Raw genomic sequence first — 14,721 nt, 5'->3', positions numbered from 1 at the left:
GAGGGGAACGCGGGGCCCCCGCGTTCCCCTCCAACAGGGCGGTCAGGAGGATTTGATCGCGGCGTCGTAGAGGGTTTTTTTGCTGATGCCGGCCGCCTCCGCCACCTCGGCGGCGGCCGACTTCATCCGCTCCCCGTCGGCGACGCGCTGCCTGACCTCGGCGACCAGGGTCTCCAGGTCGGGCTTGTCCTCGGCGGGGGCCGGGCCGAGCACCACGGTGATCTCGCCGCGTGCGCCTTCCACGGCCCACGCGGCTAGTTCGGCGAGAGTTCCCCGCACGACCTCTTCGTACTTCTTCGTCAGCTCGCGGCACACGGCGGCGGAACGGTCCGGCCCGAGCACCTCGACGGCGTCCGCGAGCGTGTCCGCGAGCCGATGGGGTGCCTCGAAGAAGACGACGGTGCGTTGTTCGGTGGCGAGCGGCGCGAACCAGCGCTTGCGCTCACCGGACTTGCGCGGCGGGAAGCCGTCGAACGCGAACCGGTCGCTGGGCAGGCCGGACACGGCGAGCGCGGTCGTCACGGCGGACGGCCCCGGCAGGCAGGTGACCTTGAGATCCTGCTCGACACACGCGGCGACCAACCGGTAACCGGGATCGGACACGGACGGCATTCCGGCGTCGGTCACGAGCAGCACGGTCTCACCGTTGTGCAGCGACTCCAGCAGCCCGGGCAGCCGCGACGTCTCGACCTGGTCGTAGAAGCTGATCACCCGTCCGGACGGTTTGACCTGCAACGCGGCCGCGAGACTGTGCAGCCGCCGGGTGTCCTCCGCGGCGATCACATCTGCTGTCTCCAGCGCCTCGACCAGGCGTGGTGAAGCGTCGCGGATGTCGCCGAGCGGGGTGGCGGCCAGGACCAGACGGCCTGAACCGGATACAGGACTCACATGCTGCACCCTACGATCGGCGGCGTGACAGTCCTCGTGCAGCCAGGAGAGGCGCCCGTCGTCGTCGAGGAGCCACGCACGGATCGTGCGGCGGCACTCGACCCGCCTCCCTTCGGAGACCGCATGCGCGGGTGGCTCATGACGATCGTCGTGACGCTGATCGGCGCCGTCGTCCGGTTCTGGAACCTCGGGTATCCGACGGACAAGGGCACGCCGATCTTCGACGAGAAGCACTACGTGCCGCAGACGGCACAGGTGCTGCGCAACGGCGGCTACGAGGACAATCCGGGCTACGAGCTGATCGTGCACCCGCCGCTCGCCAAGCAGCTGATGGCGATCGGCCAGGAGCTCTTCGGCTACGACGGCATCGGCTGGCGGTTCGCCTCGGCGCTCGCGGGCGCGATCACGATCTTGATGATCGTCCGCATCGCCCGCCGCCTGACCCGCTCGGACCTGCTGGGCGCGCTGGCCGGCGTGCTGCTCATCGCGGACGGCGTCTCGCACGTCCAGTCGCGGATGGGCATGCTCGACATCTTCCTGGCGCTGTTCGTCGTCGCCGCGTTCGGCTGTCTGGTCGTGGACCGCGAACAGGTCCGTGAACGACTGGCTGTCGCCGTGCGCGAGGGGTTCGTCAACAACTCGGCGTTCGGGCCCTGGCTGGGCTTCCGCTGGTGGCGCTTCGGTGCGGGGGTCTCGCTCGGCCTCGCGTGCGGCGTGAAGTGGTCGGGCATCTGGTACATCGGCGCGTTCGGGCTGCTGACGGTCGTCTGGACCGCCCTGGCGCGCCGGGCCGCCGGTGTCGAGGAGCCGTGGCTGGGCACGATCGCGAAGGACGTGCTGCCGTCGCTGGGCGGCCTCGTCGCGATCCCGGTGCTGGTCTACGTCGCGACGTGGTTCCCGTGGATGGCCAGCGAGACCGGCATCGACCGGCACGTGGTCGGCGGCAAGGTCAAGGACATCTCGTACATCCCGGATGTCCTGCAAGGGCTCTGGTACAACGCCAAGACCGTCTACAACTTCCACGTCGGGCTGGTCACCTCGGCGACCAACCACCACCCGTGGGAGTCGAAGCCGTGGACGTGGCCGATGGGCCTGCGTCCGATGCTCTACTACTACGAGGGCAGCGTGACGGGCTGCGGCGCGGCGTCGTGCGTCGGCGCGATCATGCTGATCGGCACGCCCGCGATGTGGTGGCTCGCGTTCCCGGTGATCGGCTGGGCGCTCTTCCGCACCATCGGCCGGATGGACTGGCGCTACGCCGGCGTCCTCGTCGCGTACATGGCCGGGCTGCTGCCGTGGTTCCTCAACCTCGACCGGCAGATGTACTTCTTCTACACCACCCCGATGGCGCCGTTCCTGGTGCTGCTGATCGTGCTGGCGCTGGGCGAGATCCTGGGTCGTCGTACGGCCGGTTCCGAACGGCGCGGCACCGGTCTGCTCGTGGTGGCGCTGTACGTCGGCATCGTGGTGGCGAACTTCGTGTGGCTGTGGCCGATCTTGAACGGCGTGCCGATCACGCCGGAGATGTGGCAGCAGGAGCTGTGGTTGCCAAGCTGGCGCTGATCTTCAGTGGTGGTGGGTTAGCATTGCTGGTCAGCCACGCCCTGACCTGGTGACCGGTGGAGACTTAGCACGTCACCGCGCGTCCTCACGACGGGCGGACTCCGGGGGGATTCAGTCGCGTGAGCGCCACAGTCGAGATCGGCCGAGAACAGCGCAGATGGAGCGTCGGCAGCGGCAGACCGAAGAAGGTCGGCTTCCGCACCGACGTCCAGGCCCTGCGCGCGATCGCCGTGCTGGCCGTGGTGGTGAACCACTTCTGGCCTGACGGGCTGACCGGCGGCTACGTCGGCGTCGACGTCTTCTTCGTCATCTCGGGTTTCCTGATCACTTCCCACCTCGACCGCGAGATCGTCCGCACCAGCCGGGTGCGGTTCGGCAGGTTCTACGCGCGGCGGGTCAGGCGGCTGCTGCCCGCGGCGTTCCTGGTCCTCGCCGTCAGCGTCGTCCTGGCCTACTTCCTGCTGCCCTACCCGCGCTGGGCGGCCAGCGCCAGGGAGGCCTTCGCCGCTGCCTACTACGTGGAGAACTGGCTGCTCGCCGCGGAGTCGGTGAACTACTCGGCGCAGGGCCAGGCCGCGAGTCTGGTCCAGCACTACTGGTCGCTCTCGGTCGAGGAGCAGTTCTACCTGTTCTGGCCGCTGCTGCTGATCGGCCTGTTCAAACTGGGCGGACGTCGCTGGGTGACGAACGGCGTCGTGGCGCTCGGCGCGCTGTCGCTCGGCCTGAGCGTCTACTACACGACCGTCTCCCCGAGCGCGGCGTATTTCATCACTCCGGTCCGGGTGTGGGAGTTCGCGCTCGGCGCCGGTGTGGCGATGGCCTCCGCACACCTGGTGCTGCCTCGCGTGGCCGCCGAGATCGCGGCGTTGTCAGGGCTGGCGATGATCATCGGAGCGGCGTTCGCGTACGACCGCCACACGCCGTTCCCCGGCTGGCTCGCCCTGATCCCGGCGGTCGGTGCCGGCATGGTCATCATCTCCGGCCTGCGCCCCGGCAAGCAGTGGCACACTCCGCTGACCGCCTCGCGACCGGTGCAGTTCGTGGGCGACATCAGCTACTCGCTCTACCTCTGGCACTGGCCGCTCGTGCTGCTCGCACCGTTCGCGCTGAGCGATCAGCTGGAAGGCGGCACCCTCGGCACGCCTTGGCTCCTGGGCCTGCTCGCATTGTGCCTGGTGCTCGCCTGGGCGACGAAGGTGCTGGTCGAGGACCGCGGCATGTCGTGGGGCCCGCTGGTGCGCAGCACCACACTGACGTTCACCGGCATGGCGGCGGGTCTCGCGGTCGTCGCCGTGCTCGCCACCCAGCTCCAGCTGACTTACGACCGGCATGTCGCGCAGGCGGAGCGGGACCCGGTCGCAGAGCGGAACAACCCGTGCTACGCCGCCAATGCCATGATCGCCACCACCGGCTGCGCCGAGCCGTTCGGCCCGGCCAGACAGCCCGTGATGGGCCCGGCCAACGAGTACTTTCGGAAGGCACCCGAATGCGGGCCGGAGGAGTGGATCACCCTCGGCAAGTACAGGTACAACATGGCGACCTGCGACTTCTCCGGCGGTTCCGCGACCGCGCAGAAGGTGTGGCTGGTGGGCGACTCGCACGCCCAGCACTGGCAGCCGGCGATCTTCGAAGTCGCCCGCGAACGCAAGTGGGTGCTCAAGTTCAGCTACCTCGGCGCGTGCCCGGTCGCGAACGTCCGGGTCACGGAGTTCATCGGCGCGCCCGTCACCGCCGAGCAGGCCGACCAATGTGCCACCTGGAGCACGCAGCTGAGCGACATGATCGCCAACGAGAAACCGGCGCTGGTCGTGACGTCGTTCTTCGCCCGCGAGGAGACCGTCGACGACGGGAGCGGCCGCAGCCAGGCCGAGCAGTACCGCGAGGGCGTGCAACCGCTGTGGCGGAAGTGGACGGACGCGGGTGCCCGCGTGATCGTGCTCGCCGATCCGCCGTACAACACGGCGGACCGCACGGCCGACTGCGTGGCCCTGCACCCGAAGAAACCCGAGGCTTGCGCCGCCGCGCGCGAGCAGGCCAACTCCTTCGACGCGATGGCGGAGGCCGCTCGCACGGCGGACAACCCCGGTGTGTCGCTGATCGACCTGACCGACTACTTCTGCGACCAGAAGAAGTGCTACGCCGTGATCGGGAACGTGGCGGTCTACTACGACTACAACCACCTCAACAGCGAGTTCAGCCGCAGTCTGGCGCCGATGATCGCGAAGGCCATCGGTTAGCTCTCGCTGATCTCCAGGGCTTTCTCCTCGGTCAGGTCGCCTTCGAGTCGCATGGTGACCTGGCCTCGTTGCCAGAGCAGGGTTTTCCCGGTTCCCCGCGGTTCTTCGTCGTGCCACTGGCCGTTGCGGTCGATGTAGAAGAAGACGTGCGGGTACGGGATCCAGATCTTGTCGCCGATCTGCTCGACACCCTCGTTGTAGATCAGCTTGCCGGCGGTCGAGCTGATCGTGCCGTCGAACTGGTCCAGCCTGATGTTCCCGTAGTGCAGCGTGACGAACCGTCCTTCGTGGACGGTGATCCGGTCGGGCGTGCCGAGTTCGGCCGGCAGGTAGATCTCGAACGGCATCTGCTTCCTGGCCTCGTCGAGCGAAACCTCCTGGCTGGGCAACGGGGGTGCGACCGTCGGCGGCGGCTCGGTGCGGAACTCGACGCCGGCGAACTCCAGGAGGTGCTGGACGCCCGCGCGCACGGCCGGGGACACCGCGAACGCGATCGCGAACGCCGTCACGGCCGCGACAAGTGCGGCGAGCCAACGGTTTCGGCGTCTTGGTGTGTTGATGTTCGCGAGGACCTGCGCCGTGACGTTCGGAGGTTCCGGCACGTGGATGTTCTGACTGAGGTCGCGGAGGGCGGCCTCGACGTCGCTATCGCTCATGGGCCACCTCCTCCAGCATCGGGCGCAGCTTGGCCAGCGCGCGGGACAGCCGTGACTTCACGGTTCCCTTGGCCAGGTTGAGGGTCTGCGCTGTCTCGGCCTCGCTCAGGTCCAGCAGGTAGCGGCACGTGACGACCTGGCGGTCGTGCTCGTTCAGGCTCTGCACGGCTTTCAGGAGCTTGGCGCGGGAGTCGTCGACCAGCGTGCCGGGGTCGTCGTGGTCGACGGTCTCCGTGATGGTGGCCATCTTCAGCTCCATCAGGTTGCGGCGCCGTCTGCCGCGATGCAGGTTCTTGGTCTCGTTGGCGACGATCTTCAGCAGCCACGGCTTGAAGTCGGCTTCGGGTCTGAAGGTGCCGAGCTTCCGGTACGCCTTCACGAACGCCTCCTGCACCACGTCGCCGGCGTCCGCACCCGCCCCGAGCAGGTACGCCGTCCGGTGCGCGAGCGCGGTGTACCGGGTGACCAGCTCGCCGTAGGCCGCCTGGTCACCTGCGATCGCCCGTGCCACCGCGTCGTCCGTGATGCCCTTCCTACACCGGGAACCCCTGCTTGGTTCCCGGTGTAACTCCCGCATGAGGATTCTCGCGTTGATGTGCGCATTCCTACTGGTGAGCGCACCTTCTGCGGTTGCGGGCGGCTGGGCGGTCACGTACCTGGACCCGGCGCCGTCGATCCAACCGTCGGTGACCCACACCGTCGGCTACTGGGTGCTGCAGCACGGCACCCATCCGTTTTCCGGCGATCTCGGCAAGACGGGGCTGCGCTTTGCCGCCGGTGCGGACTCCCGGGAGTTCGTGGGCGTCGCGCTGGGCCAGCCCGCGCACTACGCCGTGACGTTTGTGTTGCCCGCGGGCACGTACGAGGTCTTCGGCGTGCAGGGGATGTTCCAGGACCATCCGCTCGGGACGCTGACCGTGCCGGGCGCCTTCCAGATGAAGCCGCCGGACCCGCAGCTGGTGATGCCGGGCTCGACCGAACCGTGGCCGTGGCAGGAGATCGCGCCGCCGCTCACCAAGCCCGCGGTCGCGCCGGCCGCGGCGGTGTCTGCACCTGGATCTGAGCCCTCGCCCGCGCCGGTGTGGCTCGTCGGGCTCGTGGTGGTGGCCGCCGCAGGGTTGTTCGTGTTGCTGCGCAAGAGATTGCGTCCGGTGCCACGGAGGTGAAGTGGAGAGGCGATCGGCGGAAACCGCCTCTCCACTCCTCGCGAGGCATCCCTGCGATGCCGAGGCTTCCGGGTGAACCACGACCTAGGTCGTTGAACGATGAACCACCGTTACGGACCGGTACGACGTTCACCCGGTTCGCCTACATCGGCATGTGCTTCGTGGGCGGCGGGCTCGGCTTGCTGATGACCCGCGTGATCGGGCCTTCCTTGCTCATGCCCTGCTGGTCGAGGAACCCGGACAGCTGTCCACGCACCTGCGCCAGCGTCGGACGGCGGCCCGGTTCCGGGTCCATCGCCGCGAGCAGAAGCCTGGCGTGCGCGCTGTTCTGCGGCAGCTTGGTGATCGGTTCGCCCTGGGCGGCGGCCATCAGCGAGGAGATCGGGTTCTCGCGGGAGCCGCGCGGTGGGTGGCCGGTCAGGGCGTAGGAGACGGTCGCCGCGAGCTGCCAGGAGTCCGAGGCCGGGGACGCCGTCTCGCCGCGCGCCGTTTCCGGGGCGAGGAAGTCCGGGGTGCCGACCATCATGCCGGTGGCGGTGAGGGTGCTGTCGCCCTTGGAACGGGCGATGCCGAAGTCGATCAGGTGCGCCGTGCCCTGGCCGTCGACGATCACGTTGGACGGCTTCACGTCGCGGTGCAGAACGCCTCGGTCGTGGGCGGCGGCCAGCGCGTCGGCCATGTTCAGCCACAGGCGGGCGGCCAGCTTGTCGTCGATCAGGCCGTTCTTCAGGACGGTCTCGGACAGCGAGGCGCCCTCGATGTACTCCATGACCAGGGCGAGGCCGTCCGGGTCCTGGACGATGTCGAACACCCGCACGCAGTTGGGGTGCCGGACCGCGGCCAGCGCGCGGGCCTCGCGGAGCATGCGCGCCTCGGTCTCGTTGTCCGGAGCGTGCGCGAGTTTCACGGCGACGGTGCGGTCGAGCTGCTCGTCGACGGCCAGCCAGACCGTGCCGAACCCGCCGGAGCCGAGCTGGCGGACGCGGCGGAACCTGCCGTTGCCGGGGTTCCAGACCTTGCCCGACTTCTGCACCGGCGCGGGTGCGTCGGCATTCGCGGCTCCAGGACCGAACGGCAGCGGGCCCGGCGTGTCGGCGAGGACGGCGGGCTGGGACGGCTGCGGGGGCTTGGGCTGCGGCAGCACCTCGGCGACGCGGGTCGGCGGGTACTGGCCAGGAGGCGGCTGGACCGGGCGCATCGGCCGGTTCATCGGCGCGGGCTGGTACTTCGGCACCTGCGCCGGCTGGTACGGCGGCGGGTTCTGCCCGTGCTGCGAGGGCTGATGCGGGGGCGGCTGGTGCTGCGCGGCCGTGATCGGCTTGGTCGGCGCCTTCGGCTGGCCCTGCGGCAACTGGTTGTTCTGGGGCTGCGGCGTGCGCGCCACCGGCTGCGGTGGCGGGTTCTGCGAGTTCCGGTCCTGAGACCGGTCGCGGCCGGGGCGGTTCAGCATGGCGGTAGTCAACCCGAAAATCCGCACGACGATTGAGCCGATTACCGCAATCGGCAGAAAGCCCAGCAGCACATGGCCCACCAGGGTCACCGGAAACGCGGACGTCGTCACCAGCAGTACCAGGAACATCGGCCAGAACACCCGGCGCGGCCAGTTCGGCCCGAGCCGGAACGCCGACCCCGACTGCAGCATCACGAACAACAGGCACAGCAACGCCAGCGCCACGGTGATCACGGCGGCGATCATGAACACGACCTGACCGGGCCGCTGCACCACGCCGATGATCGACGGAGCGCCGTCGACCAGATAGCTGCCCTGCGAGAACTGCCCGAAGCAGGTGGCCTCGTCGAGCGAGCCCGACCCGCTGATGGCCCGCCTGGACAGCCCCTGCACGGTGCCGCGCATGATCAGCCACGGCAGCACCAGGCAACTGGAGACGCCGAGCACGGTGAAGATGGCACCCGTCAACGGCCCGTAGGAGTTGCCGACGACCCGGCGCACCGCGATGGACAGCAGCGCCCCGACCGTGGGGAACAACCCGAGAACCGCGCCGAGCGCTGTGGTGGTCCACACCCAGTCACCGGGGCAGACACTCGCGCCCACGAAGCCGTGCAGCCACGTGAGCAAGGACTCCGCGAGCCCCACGACCCACACCACCCCTTCCGCGATCACCCCCAGCCTAGGCGTCCCGACAGCCTACGGTGCGTAATTGGTCTGCGGTTGACGCCACAGCAACCTGTTGCATGATCACTGCGTTGTACCTCCGTCTCAAACGGTTCTGCCAGGGTGTTGGTTCATGAGAATCGCTGCCCTGTCGACCACTACAACGCTCTTGTGTCCGGTCCTGTTGACCGCCGCCACCGTTGATGTCGGCCGGCGGAGTGGAAGCGTCACGTGCGGCGGCGCGGTCCGCACGAATGGATGACTCGTCTGCCGACCGAGGACGTGCCGCCCTGCGGACCGGCAGGAGGCCGCGCTCCTTTCGTCGCGGCGAGCACCTGATCACCGCCGGCACGTCGAGCGACGAGGTCCTGCTGATCGAGTCGGGCCTGGTCAAGGTCGTCCTGCCGACCTCGGACGCCCGCGAACCGATCACCGGCCTCTACGGCCCCGGCGACCTGCTCGGCGAGATCGGCGTGACCACCGGCGCTCCCCGCAGCGCACACGTGATCGCGCTGGTCCCGGGCACGGCGCTGCACATCGCGGGCAGCCACTTCCTGGCGCTGCGTGACGACGACCCGGACATCCGGCGGCTGATCGACGAGACCTGGCGCAAACGGCAGCGCAACGCCGACGAGAACCAGCTCCGGCAGATGCGCAACGGCGCCCCGCGGGTCGCGATGTGCCTGCTGTCATGGGCCCGCGAGTTCGGCGTCCTGGTCGGATCCGGCCTGGAGTTGCGCGGTGTGAGCCAGCAGGACCTCGCGCACGCCGTCGCGATGTCCGTGAAGACCGTCGAGCCGTTGCTGCACGAATTGCGCGAGCACGGCCTGCTCGTCACCGGCAGGCTCTGGTACCGACTGCCCGCACCTGACCGGCTTGGCCATTTCATTGCCACCGCGGGTGGCATGAACTGACCACGAGTTGCCCCTGTTTTCCGGGGGAGCGCGCCTGCCGCAACCACCACACTCGCTGTCTTCCCAGAGATGGAGGCAGCGAGTGAATCCCGTTCCGCAGCACCGCGCGTTGCTCGGCGTCGACGTCATCGGCTCGGCGCAGCTGCCCGGCTACCTGATGAACGCCATCCCCGCCACGGTCGCGACCCTGGTCGAAACCGCACTGACGAAGAGCGGAATCACCGAGGACGACATGCTCTCCCTGGAGTCACCGGGCGACGGCGTGCTCATGGTGCTGCCGAGCAGCCGGCTGGGTGCGGTCCTCGACGCCGCGGTCCTCCTCGACCAGCTCACCACCGACCACAACCGCTGGCAGAAACCGGAAGTGCGCCTGCGCACCGCCGTTCACGTCGGTCCCGTCGGTGAGAACGGCTTCCACCGGGCCCGCGTCGTCCACTCACGGTTGCTGGACGCGCCGGAGTTCAAGGACCTCCTCAGGCGCTGCCACGAGGAAGGCTCCGAGGACACCGCGAACGCCGCGGTGATCGTTTCCTCGGAGGCCCTCGACACGGCGTTCAGCGGGGACCACACGCGGGTGGCGCGGCGCAGCGACTTCGCCTCACTCCCCGTGGCGCACAAGGAGTACCGGCACGAGGCGTGGGTTCGCGTGCCCGGTTTCGACTCGCGCACCCTGGCCGGATTCGCCGACCCCGCGCCTGCTCCGGAACCTGCCGCGCGTTACCAGAACATCGCGCACGGCGAAGTGAACACCCAGATCAGCACCGTCAGCGGCGGCCTCACCATCTACGGAGGTCAGCGGCGATGAGCGACGACCAGCAGCACGACCAGGCGGAGACCTCCGAGCAGAGGTTGTCGCCGAACGAGCCCGCGTACCTGCCGGAGGTCGGCAACATCGCGAACGGCTCGGTGGCTGCGCAGGTCAGCGCGGTGAACGGCAACATGAACGTCTACGCCCAGGTCGCCTCGGAGAAAGCCGGCCTGATCGTTCGCTACGCGGCGCCGCAGGACATCGAGGACGTGCGGAGCGAGTTCGTCCTCCCAGGAGGGTTCGCGACGGCGGCCGGCATTCTGGGACGGGAAAGCGTGGTCGTGCTGTGCGGTGAGGGAACTGGCCGCACGTTCAGCGCCCGCCGGATGCTCGTTCGCGAGCTCGGGATGACGAAGATCGCCGACATGAACCGGTCCCGCTCGCTCGGCAGCATCCGCGAGCACGAGCTGGAGCCGGGCACAGCCCTCGTCCTCGACCTGCGCGGCACCCGCGACCGGCCGTTCACCGACCTGGACTTCACCCAGTGCCTGCGCGTGGTGAAGGACGCCGGCTGCCGGCTCGTGATCCTGCTCGACCACCTCTTCCAGACCCCTGGCAGCGCCTCGAAGCACGCTGTCGCGCTGACCGCACCGCCGGCGGTCGACGTCGCCCTCGCCACATTGCGCCGCCGTGGTCCTTTGGACGGGCGCGTGGAGCTCACGATCAAGGAAGACCTCGCGCCCGCGCTGGAGGGCGCGTCACCGGACAAGGCCGTGCGCGCCGCGGACCTCGCCGTGCAGGTGCACGAGGAAGGGCTCGACGTCGCCGAGGCGATCTCGGAGTTGAAGGAAGAGGTCACCGACGCCGTCGCGCGCTGGTTCGAGGACCTCGACGTCCGTGGGCACGCCTACTCGTTCGCGGTCGCCGTGCTGGAGAACCAGCCGGTCGAGTACGTCTGGCAGCGGGCGCTGGCGTTGGTCCAGAACATCAGGAAGGCCCGCCTGCCGGAGGACGGCAAGTTGCGGCCGCTGTGCGTGCTGATCCAGCCGGAAGACCAGACGCTGCGCGAGATCCGGGCGAAGATCGAGGTGCGCGCCCACCCGAAGCACAAGGACTTCCAGGAGCGGACCATCCGGTTCGAGCGGCACGACTGGGCCCGCGGCGTGTTCATGCACATGTGGCGCCAGTACCCGGCGGCGCAGGAGATCCTGCGCGACTGGATGTGCGAGGAGGCCACGGCCATCAGCTTCCAGGAGGAGAGCGTCAAGGCGGTGTGCGACGTCGTCCGGAACGTCCCGGCGCACGAGCCCCTGGCGATCATCTGGAACCTGGCTTCCCAGCGCCTGTACGGCCGGCGTGCGCTGGCCGCGCGTGCGGTGGAGGTGTTGATGGATGACGACGTCGTGCGTCCGCTCCTCGAGAAGACCATCGAGAGATGGACGAAGTACGGCAACGCGTACGAGGAATGGACGGTCGCGCGGGTCTACTCGTCCGAGTACGGCCGGCGGGACCTGACGGCGTCGCTGGCGAAGCTCACCGAGATCGGCAAGTCCGACAAGTACACGCCGCAGAACGCGGTGGTGTTCGGGGTGCTGTCGATGCTCGCCACCGAGGAGATCCGCGGAATCGCCCTCGACACCGTCGTGTCGTGGACCGGCGCGAAGTACCGCCGCACCGGCCTGCAGCCCATCACGCTCGCGCTGGGGCTGTGGGTGATCGGGTTCTACAAGCACAGCCGGGACTACTTCACCGAGTTCGCCAAGGTGTTCCCGAAGCAGGTCAAGGAGCTGTTCAAGCACGTGCTGGCCGATCCCGAGTACGGCGAGCTGCTGCTGGAGCATCTGGGCCAGTTGGCCGTGCACGCCCGGTGGGACAACGCGAAAGCGGCTGAGCTCGTCCGGCTGACCAGGCTGATCGCACCGGACCTGGCGTGGTGGCGGCGCCGGGGTCCGGTGGAGGCCGTGGGCTTCCAGCACCCCACCAAGCGGTCGGAAATCCACCGGATCTTCCGCACCGCGCGGAAAGTGCAGAAGAAAGCCCGGAAAACAGCTCAGCCGTCGTAGACCTGGTGGTCCGCCTGCACCCGCGAGCCGCCCTCTCCCGCCGACCCGCTCGACGACCTCACCGCCGGATCCGCCGCCACCGGCAGCTCACCCAGGCCCGCGAGGTACTCGACGGTCCACAGGTGGTGCGCGGACGGGTTCGGCTCGTGGAAGGTGTCGCCGAAGCCGTACCTGGCGACGGGGGTTGCCTGGGGGCCGTCCATCTCCACGGTGACCTGTGAGCCGAGCAGGCCCTTCTCGCCGGGAGCGCAGGCCAGTTCCAGGCGGGCGCGGATCCACTGGGGGACGGGGGCCGGGTCGGCTTCGAGCTCGGAGGAGATCGCGGTGCACGAGGTGCCGTGGACGCGGGCCACGAAGGCGGCTCGGAACACGACGAGCTCACCGGCCGTGCAGCCGGTGAGAACGCGCGCTTCTACTGCTGTCTCGGTCGAGGTCACTACGGGACGGGCGGCCGCGCACCTCGCGGTCGGGGCGGCGGTCGAGGCCGCTGCTCCGCCGGAGGTGACGGCCACGAGTAATAACGCGGCGGCCACTGATCTCACGCAGAGGAAGTTATTGGTGGCCGCCGCTTTCCTCACCGAACTTCACCCCACGGATGGGTGAGCGCGGAACACGTTGTACGCCAGGTCAGCGCGGTGGACGTCGGTGTTGGCGGCGATGACGTCGCCGAGGGTGCGGCGGTAGTCGACGCCGTAACGGGTCTTGATCACGCGCAGCGCCGGGTCGTTGCCGTAGAAGAACCTGTCGCCGTCGCGGAGGGCCTCGAACTGCTTCTTCCAGATGGCGTGCTGGAGCTCGCCGAACTCGCTGCCGGGCAGGCGCGGCTCGGCCATCATGCCGACGACCGCGTCGAGCCCGGAAACGTCGCCGTAGACGGCCTTCAACCGAGCCGCCGTGGTCGTGCGCCGGACGCCGGGGCGCACGTAGTCGAGGCTGTCCGGGTCGTTGATCTCGTCGCCCGGCGTCAGCTCGGGGTCGGCCGGGAACGTCTCGGTGGCCTCGCCGGAGATCGCGCGGAACGAGGGCTTCGGCGCGAGTCCGTAGGCACGGCGCAGGTCGTTGTAGGCGGCGATGCCGTGGTCGCGGCCGCGTTCGACGTCGAGCGCGGACACGTCGATCACCGCGGTGAGGCAGCGCGGCACGCAGCCCGGGATGAGGAAGACGATGCTGCGCAACGTGTCCTCGTCCACGACCTCGTCGTTGCGGTTCTCGGACTGCAGGCCGAAGCTCTGCAGCAGCGGGCCGATCTGCACCTCGTCGACCAGGTCCGGGTTGAACGGCAGCAGGCGCGGCAGAATCCCGATCTCGACCTGTGAGCCGGTGATCGTGACACTCATTCCCTTGGCGCGCAACGCATCCAGCTGCTCAGCGGGGTAACGCGAGGCTTGAGTCACGATCTTGAAGTCACCGCGCACCATGCTGTGCGAGCGGTAGCCGACGGTCGCGAACTCGTTGGCGAGGCTGGTCCGCACGTCCGGCCGGTAGCCGCGGTACGGCGCGAGCCGCACGCCCATCGCGGGAAGGAACTCGTTGTACGTGATCCACTGCTGCTCGGCGGTCACGACCTTGCGCGCGATCTGGAACTTCTCCTCGTCGGCCAGGTGCGAGGGCAGCCTGTCGACGATCCTGTTGTGCTCACGGGCGAACAGCGTCTGCACCGCGGTGATCGTGGCGTTCTCGTTGGCCCGCATGTCCCCCGCGACGACACCGGTGCCGGTGTTGATCGCGCCGAACGGCCCGGTCATGACCGGCGCGTCCGTCCCGTCGCCGCCACGTGCCTGGCGTCGCGGCAGCATGTTGCCGGGCAGCAACAGCTTCGCGCCGTCCCGCAGCCAGTTCAGCCGCTCCTGCGTGCCGCCGTAGATCGCCCAGCCGTCGAGGTACGAGCTGACGATGTTCTTCTGCTCGCGCACAGCGCCATCTACAACTCCGCTGCGTCGCATGGGAATCGAGCCGAGGTCGTTGCGCACGTGCTCCATCGGCGCGTCGTTGTCCCACGGGATCGAGGCGTCCGCCGCGGTGTCCTCGCGCAGGCCGAACGTGTGGTCCATGAACTGCGCCCACACCTGCGCCCACTGACTGACATCGCGGTCGGACAGGAAGTCCTGCCGGCCGTCCGCGAAGATCCGGTTGCTGACGTACCGCGCGTTCGGACCGGCCACCGGCTGCCCGACACCGTCCGCATATCTCGTGGGAGCGAGACGGGAGTACGCCTCGCCCACGGTCCCCCAGTCGGGATGGGCGAGGTTGTTGCCGCGCCCGTCGAGACTCTGGATTTCGAACCAACCCGCATCTGCTTGCGCCGCCCCACTTCCGAGCAACGCTCCGATCGCCATCACTGCCACTGACTTACGCAAAAACCGCATGACACTC

At 68.9% G+C, this 14,721-nt stretch carries 12 protein-coding genes; 6 read left to right on the top strand and 6 right to left on the bottom strand.

Annotation, left to right across the window (positions count from 1 at the left end; genetic code table 11):
- Positions 1-42: 42 nt before the first annotated feature.
- Positions 43-888, bottom strand: coding sequence for a 16S rRNA (cytidine(1402)-2'-O)-methyltransferase (gene rsmI, locus ABZX92_RS22190; protein WP_355562368.1), 846 nt, complete (start codon positions 886-888; stop codon positions 43-45).
- Between rsmI and ABZX92_RS22185 the strand changes: the two genes are divergently transcribed.
- Together ABZX92_RS22185 and ABZX92_RS22180 are read left to right on the top strand one after the other, a co-directional pair.
- Positions 889-2,451 carry a phospholipid carrier-dependent glycosyltransferase gene (locus ABZX92_RS22185; RefSeq protein ID WP_355562365.1) on the top strand — a complete coding sequence of 521 codons (1,563 nt, stop codon included), beginning with the start codon at positions 889-891 and terminating at the stop codon, positions 2,449-2,451.
- A gap of 119 nt (positions 2,452-2,570) precedes the next feature.
- Positions 2,571-4,688 (top strand): acyltransferase family protein, encoded by a 2,118-nt coding sequence (locus ABZX92_RS22180; protein WP_355562362.1) that lies wholly within the window; start codon positions 2,571-2,573, stop codon positions 4,686-4,688.
- Here ABZX92_RS22180 and ABZX92_RS22175 read toward each other — a convergent pair.
- Both ABZX92_RS22175 and ABZX92_RS22170 read right to left on the bottom strand, forming a co-directional pair.
- Positions 4,685-5,344 (bottom strand): hypothetical protein, encoded by a 660-nt coding sequence (locus ABZX92_RS22175; protein WP_355562360.1) that lies wholly within the window; start codon positions 5,342-5,344, stop codon positions 4,685-4,687. The genes ABZX92_RS22180 and ABZX92_RS22175 overlap by 4 nt on opposite strands.
- Positions 5,334-5,855: an RNA polymerase sigma factor gene (locus tag ABZX92_RS22170; RefSeq protein WP_355562357.1), complete on the bottom strand. Its 522-nt coding sequence runs from the start codon at positions 5,853-5,855 to the stop codon at positions 5,334-5,336. Before ABZX92_RS22170 ends, ABZX92_RS22175 begins: the two co-directional genes overlap by 11 nt.
- Positions 5,856-5,955: 100 nt before the next feature.
- Here ABZX92_RS22170 and ABZX92_RS22165 point away from each other — a divergent pair, with 100 nt between their 5' ends.
- Positions 5,956-6,510 carry a hypothetical protein gene (locus tag ABZX92_RS22165; protein WP_355562354.1) on the top strand — a complete coding sequence of 185 codons (555 nt, stop codon included), beginning with the start codon at positions 5,956-5,958 and terminating at the stop codon, positions 6,508-6,510.
- 142 nt (positions 6,511-6,652) lie between these two features.
- On the opposite strand, the gene ABZX92_RS22160 is transcribed toward ABZX92_RS22165, so the two are convergent.
- Positions 6,653-8,632, bottom strand: a complete 1,980-nt coding sequence (locus tag ABZX92_RS22160; protein WP_355562351.1) for a protein kinase — start codon at positions 8,630-8,632, stop codon at positions 6,653-6,655.
- A 245-nt stretch (positions 8,633-8,877) separates the two neighbouring features.
- On the opposite strand from ABZX92_RS22160, the gene ABZX92_RS22155 reads away from it, so the two are divergent.
- The 3 genes from ABZX92_RS22155 to ABZX92_RS22145 all read left to right on the top strand — a co-directional run bounded on the left by ABZX92_RS22155 (position 8,878) and on the right by ABZX92_RS22145 (position 12,348).
- Positions 8,878-9,537 carry a Crp/Fnr family transcriptional regulator gene (locus tag ABZX92_RS22155; RefSeq protein WP_355562349.1) on the top strand — a complete coding sequence of 220 codons (660 nt, stop codon included), beginning with the start codon at positions 8,878-8,880 and terminating at the stop codon, positions 9,535-9,537.
- Between the two features lie 82 nt (positions 9,538-9,619).
- Complete coding sequence (locus ABZX92_RS22150; protein ID WP_355562346.1) at positions 9,620-10,342, top strand: hypothetical protein; 723 nt, start codon at positions 9,620-9,622, stop codon at positions 10,340-10,342.
- Positions 10,339-12,348, top strand: coding sequence for a hypothetical protein (locus ABZX92_RS22145; protein WP_355562343.1), 2,010 nt, complete (start codon positions 10,339-10,341; stop codon positions 12,346-12,348). The genes ABZX92_RS22150 and ABZX92_RS22145 overlap by 4 nt, the downstream gene beginning before the upstream one ends.
- On the opposite strand, the gene ABZX92_RS22140 is transcribed toward ABZX92_RS22145, so the two are convergent.
- Together ABZX92_RS22140 and ABZX92_RS22135 are read right to left on the bottom strand one after the other, a co-directional pair.
- Positions 12,336-12,860 (bottom strand): hypothetical protein, encoded by a 525-nt coding sequence (locus tag ABZX92_RS22140; protein WP_355562340.1) that lies wholly within the window; start codon positions 12,858-12,860, stop codon positions 12,336-12,338. The genes ABZX92_RS22145 and ABZX92_RS22140 overlap by 13 nt on opposite strands.
- Positions 12,861-12,932: 72 nt before the next feature.
- Positions 12,933-14,714, bottom strand: a complete 1,782-nt coding sequence (locus tag ABZX92_RS22135) for a peroxidase family protein (protein WP_355562337.1) — start codon at positions 14,712-14,714, stop codon at positions 12,933-12,935.
- Positions 14,715-14,721: the final 7 nt, after the last annotated feature.

Origin of the sequence: Lentzea sp. NPDC006480, assembly GCF_040611995.1 — a bacterium.
GTDB lineage: Bacteria > Actinomycetota > Actinomycetes > Mycobacteriales > Pseudonocardiaceae > Lentzea.
The sequence above is the reverse complement of the archived record's forward strand: the minus strand, read 5'-3'. Positions and strand labels throughout refer to the sequence as shown.

Excerpts from the sequence above, each read along its gene's own strand:
- ABZX92_RS22185 (WP_355562365.1), top strand. The coding sequence starts at position 889 with ATGCTGCACCCTACGATCGGCGGCGTGACAGTCCTCGTGCAGCCAGGA.
- ABZX92_RS22175 (WP_355562360.1), bottom strand. The coding sequence starts at position 5,344 with ATGAGCGATAGCGACGTCGAGGCCGCCCTCCGCGACCTCAGTCAGAAC.
- ABZX92_RS22155 (WP_355562349.1), top strand. The coding sequence starts at position 8,878 with ATGGATGACTCGTCTGCCGACCGAGGACGTGCCGCCCTGCGGACCGGC.
- ABZX92_RS22145 (WP_355562343.1), top strand. The coding sequence starts at position 10,339 with ATGAGCGACGACCAGCAGCACGACCAGGCGGAGACCTCCGAGCAGAGG.
- ABZX92_RS22135 (WP_355562337.1), bottom strand. The coding sequence starts at position 14,714 with ATGCGGTTTTTGCGTAAGTCAGTGGCAGTGATGGCGATCGGAGCGTTG.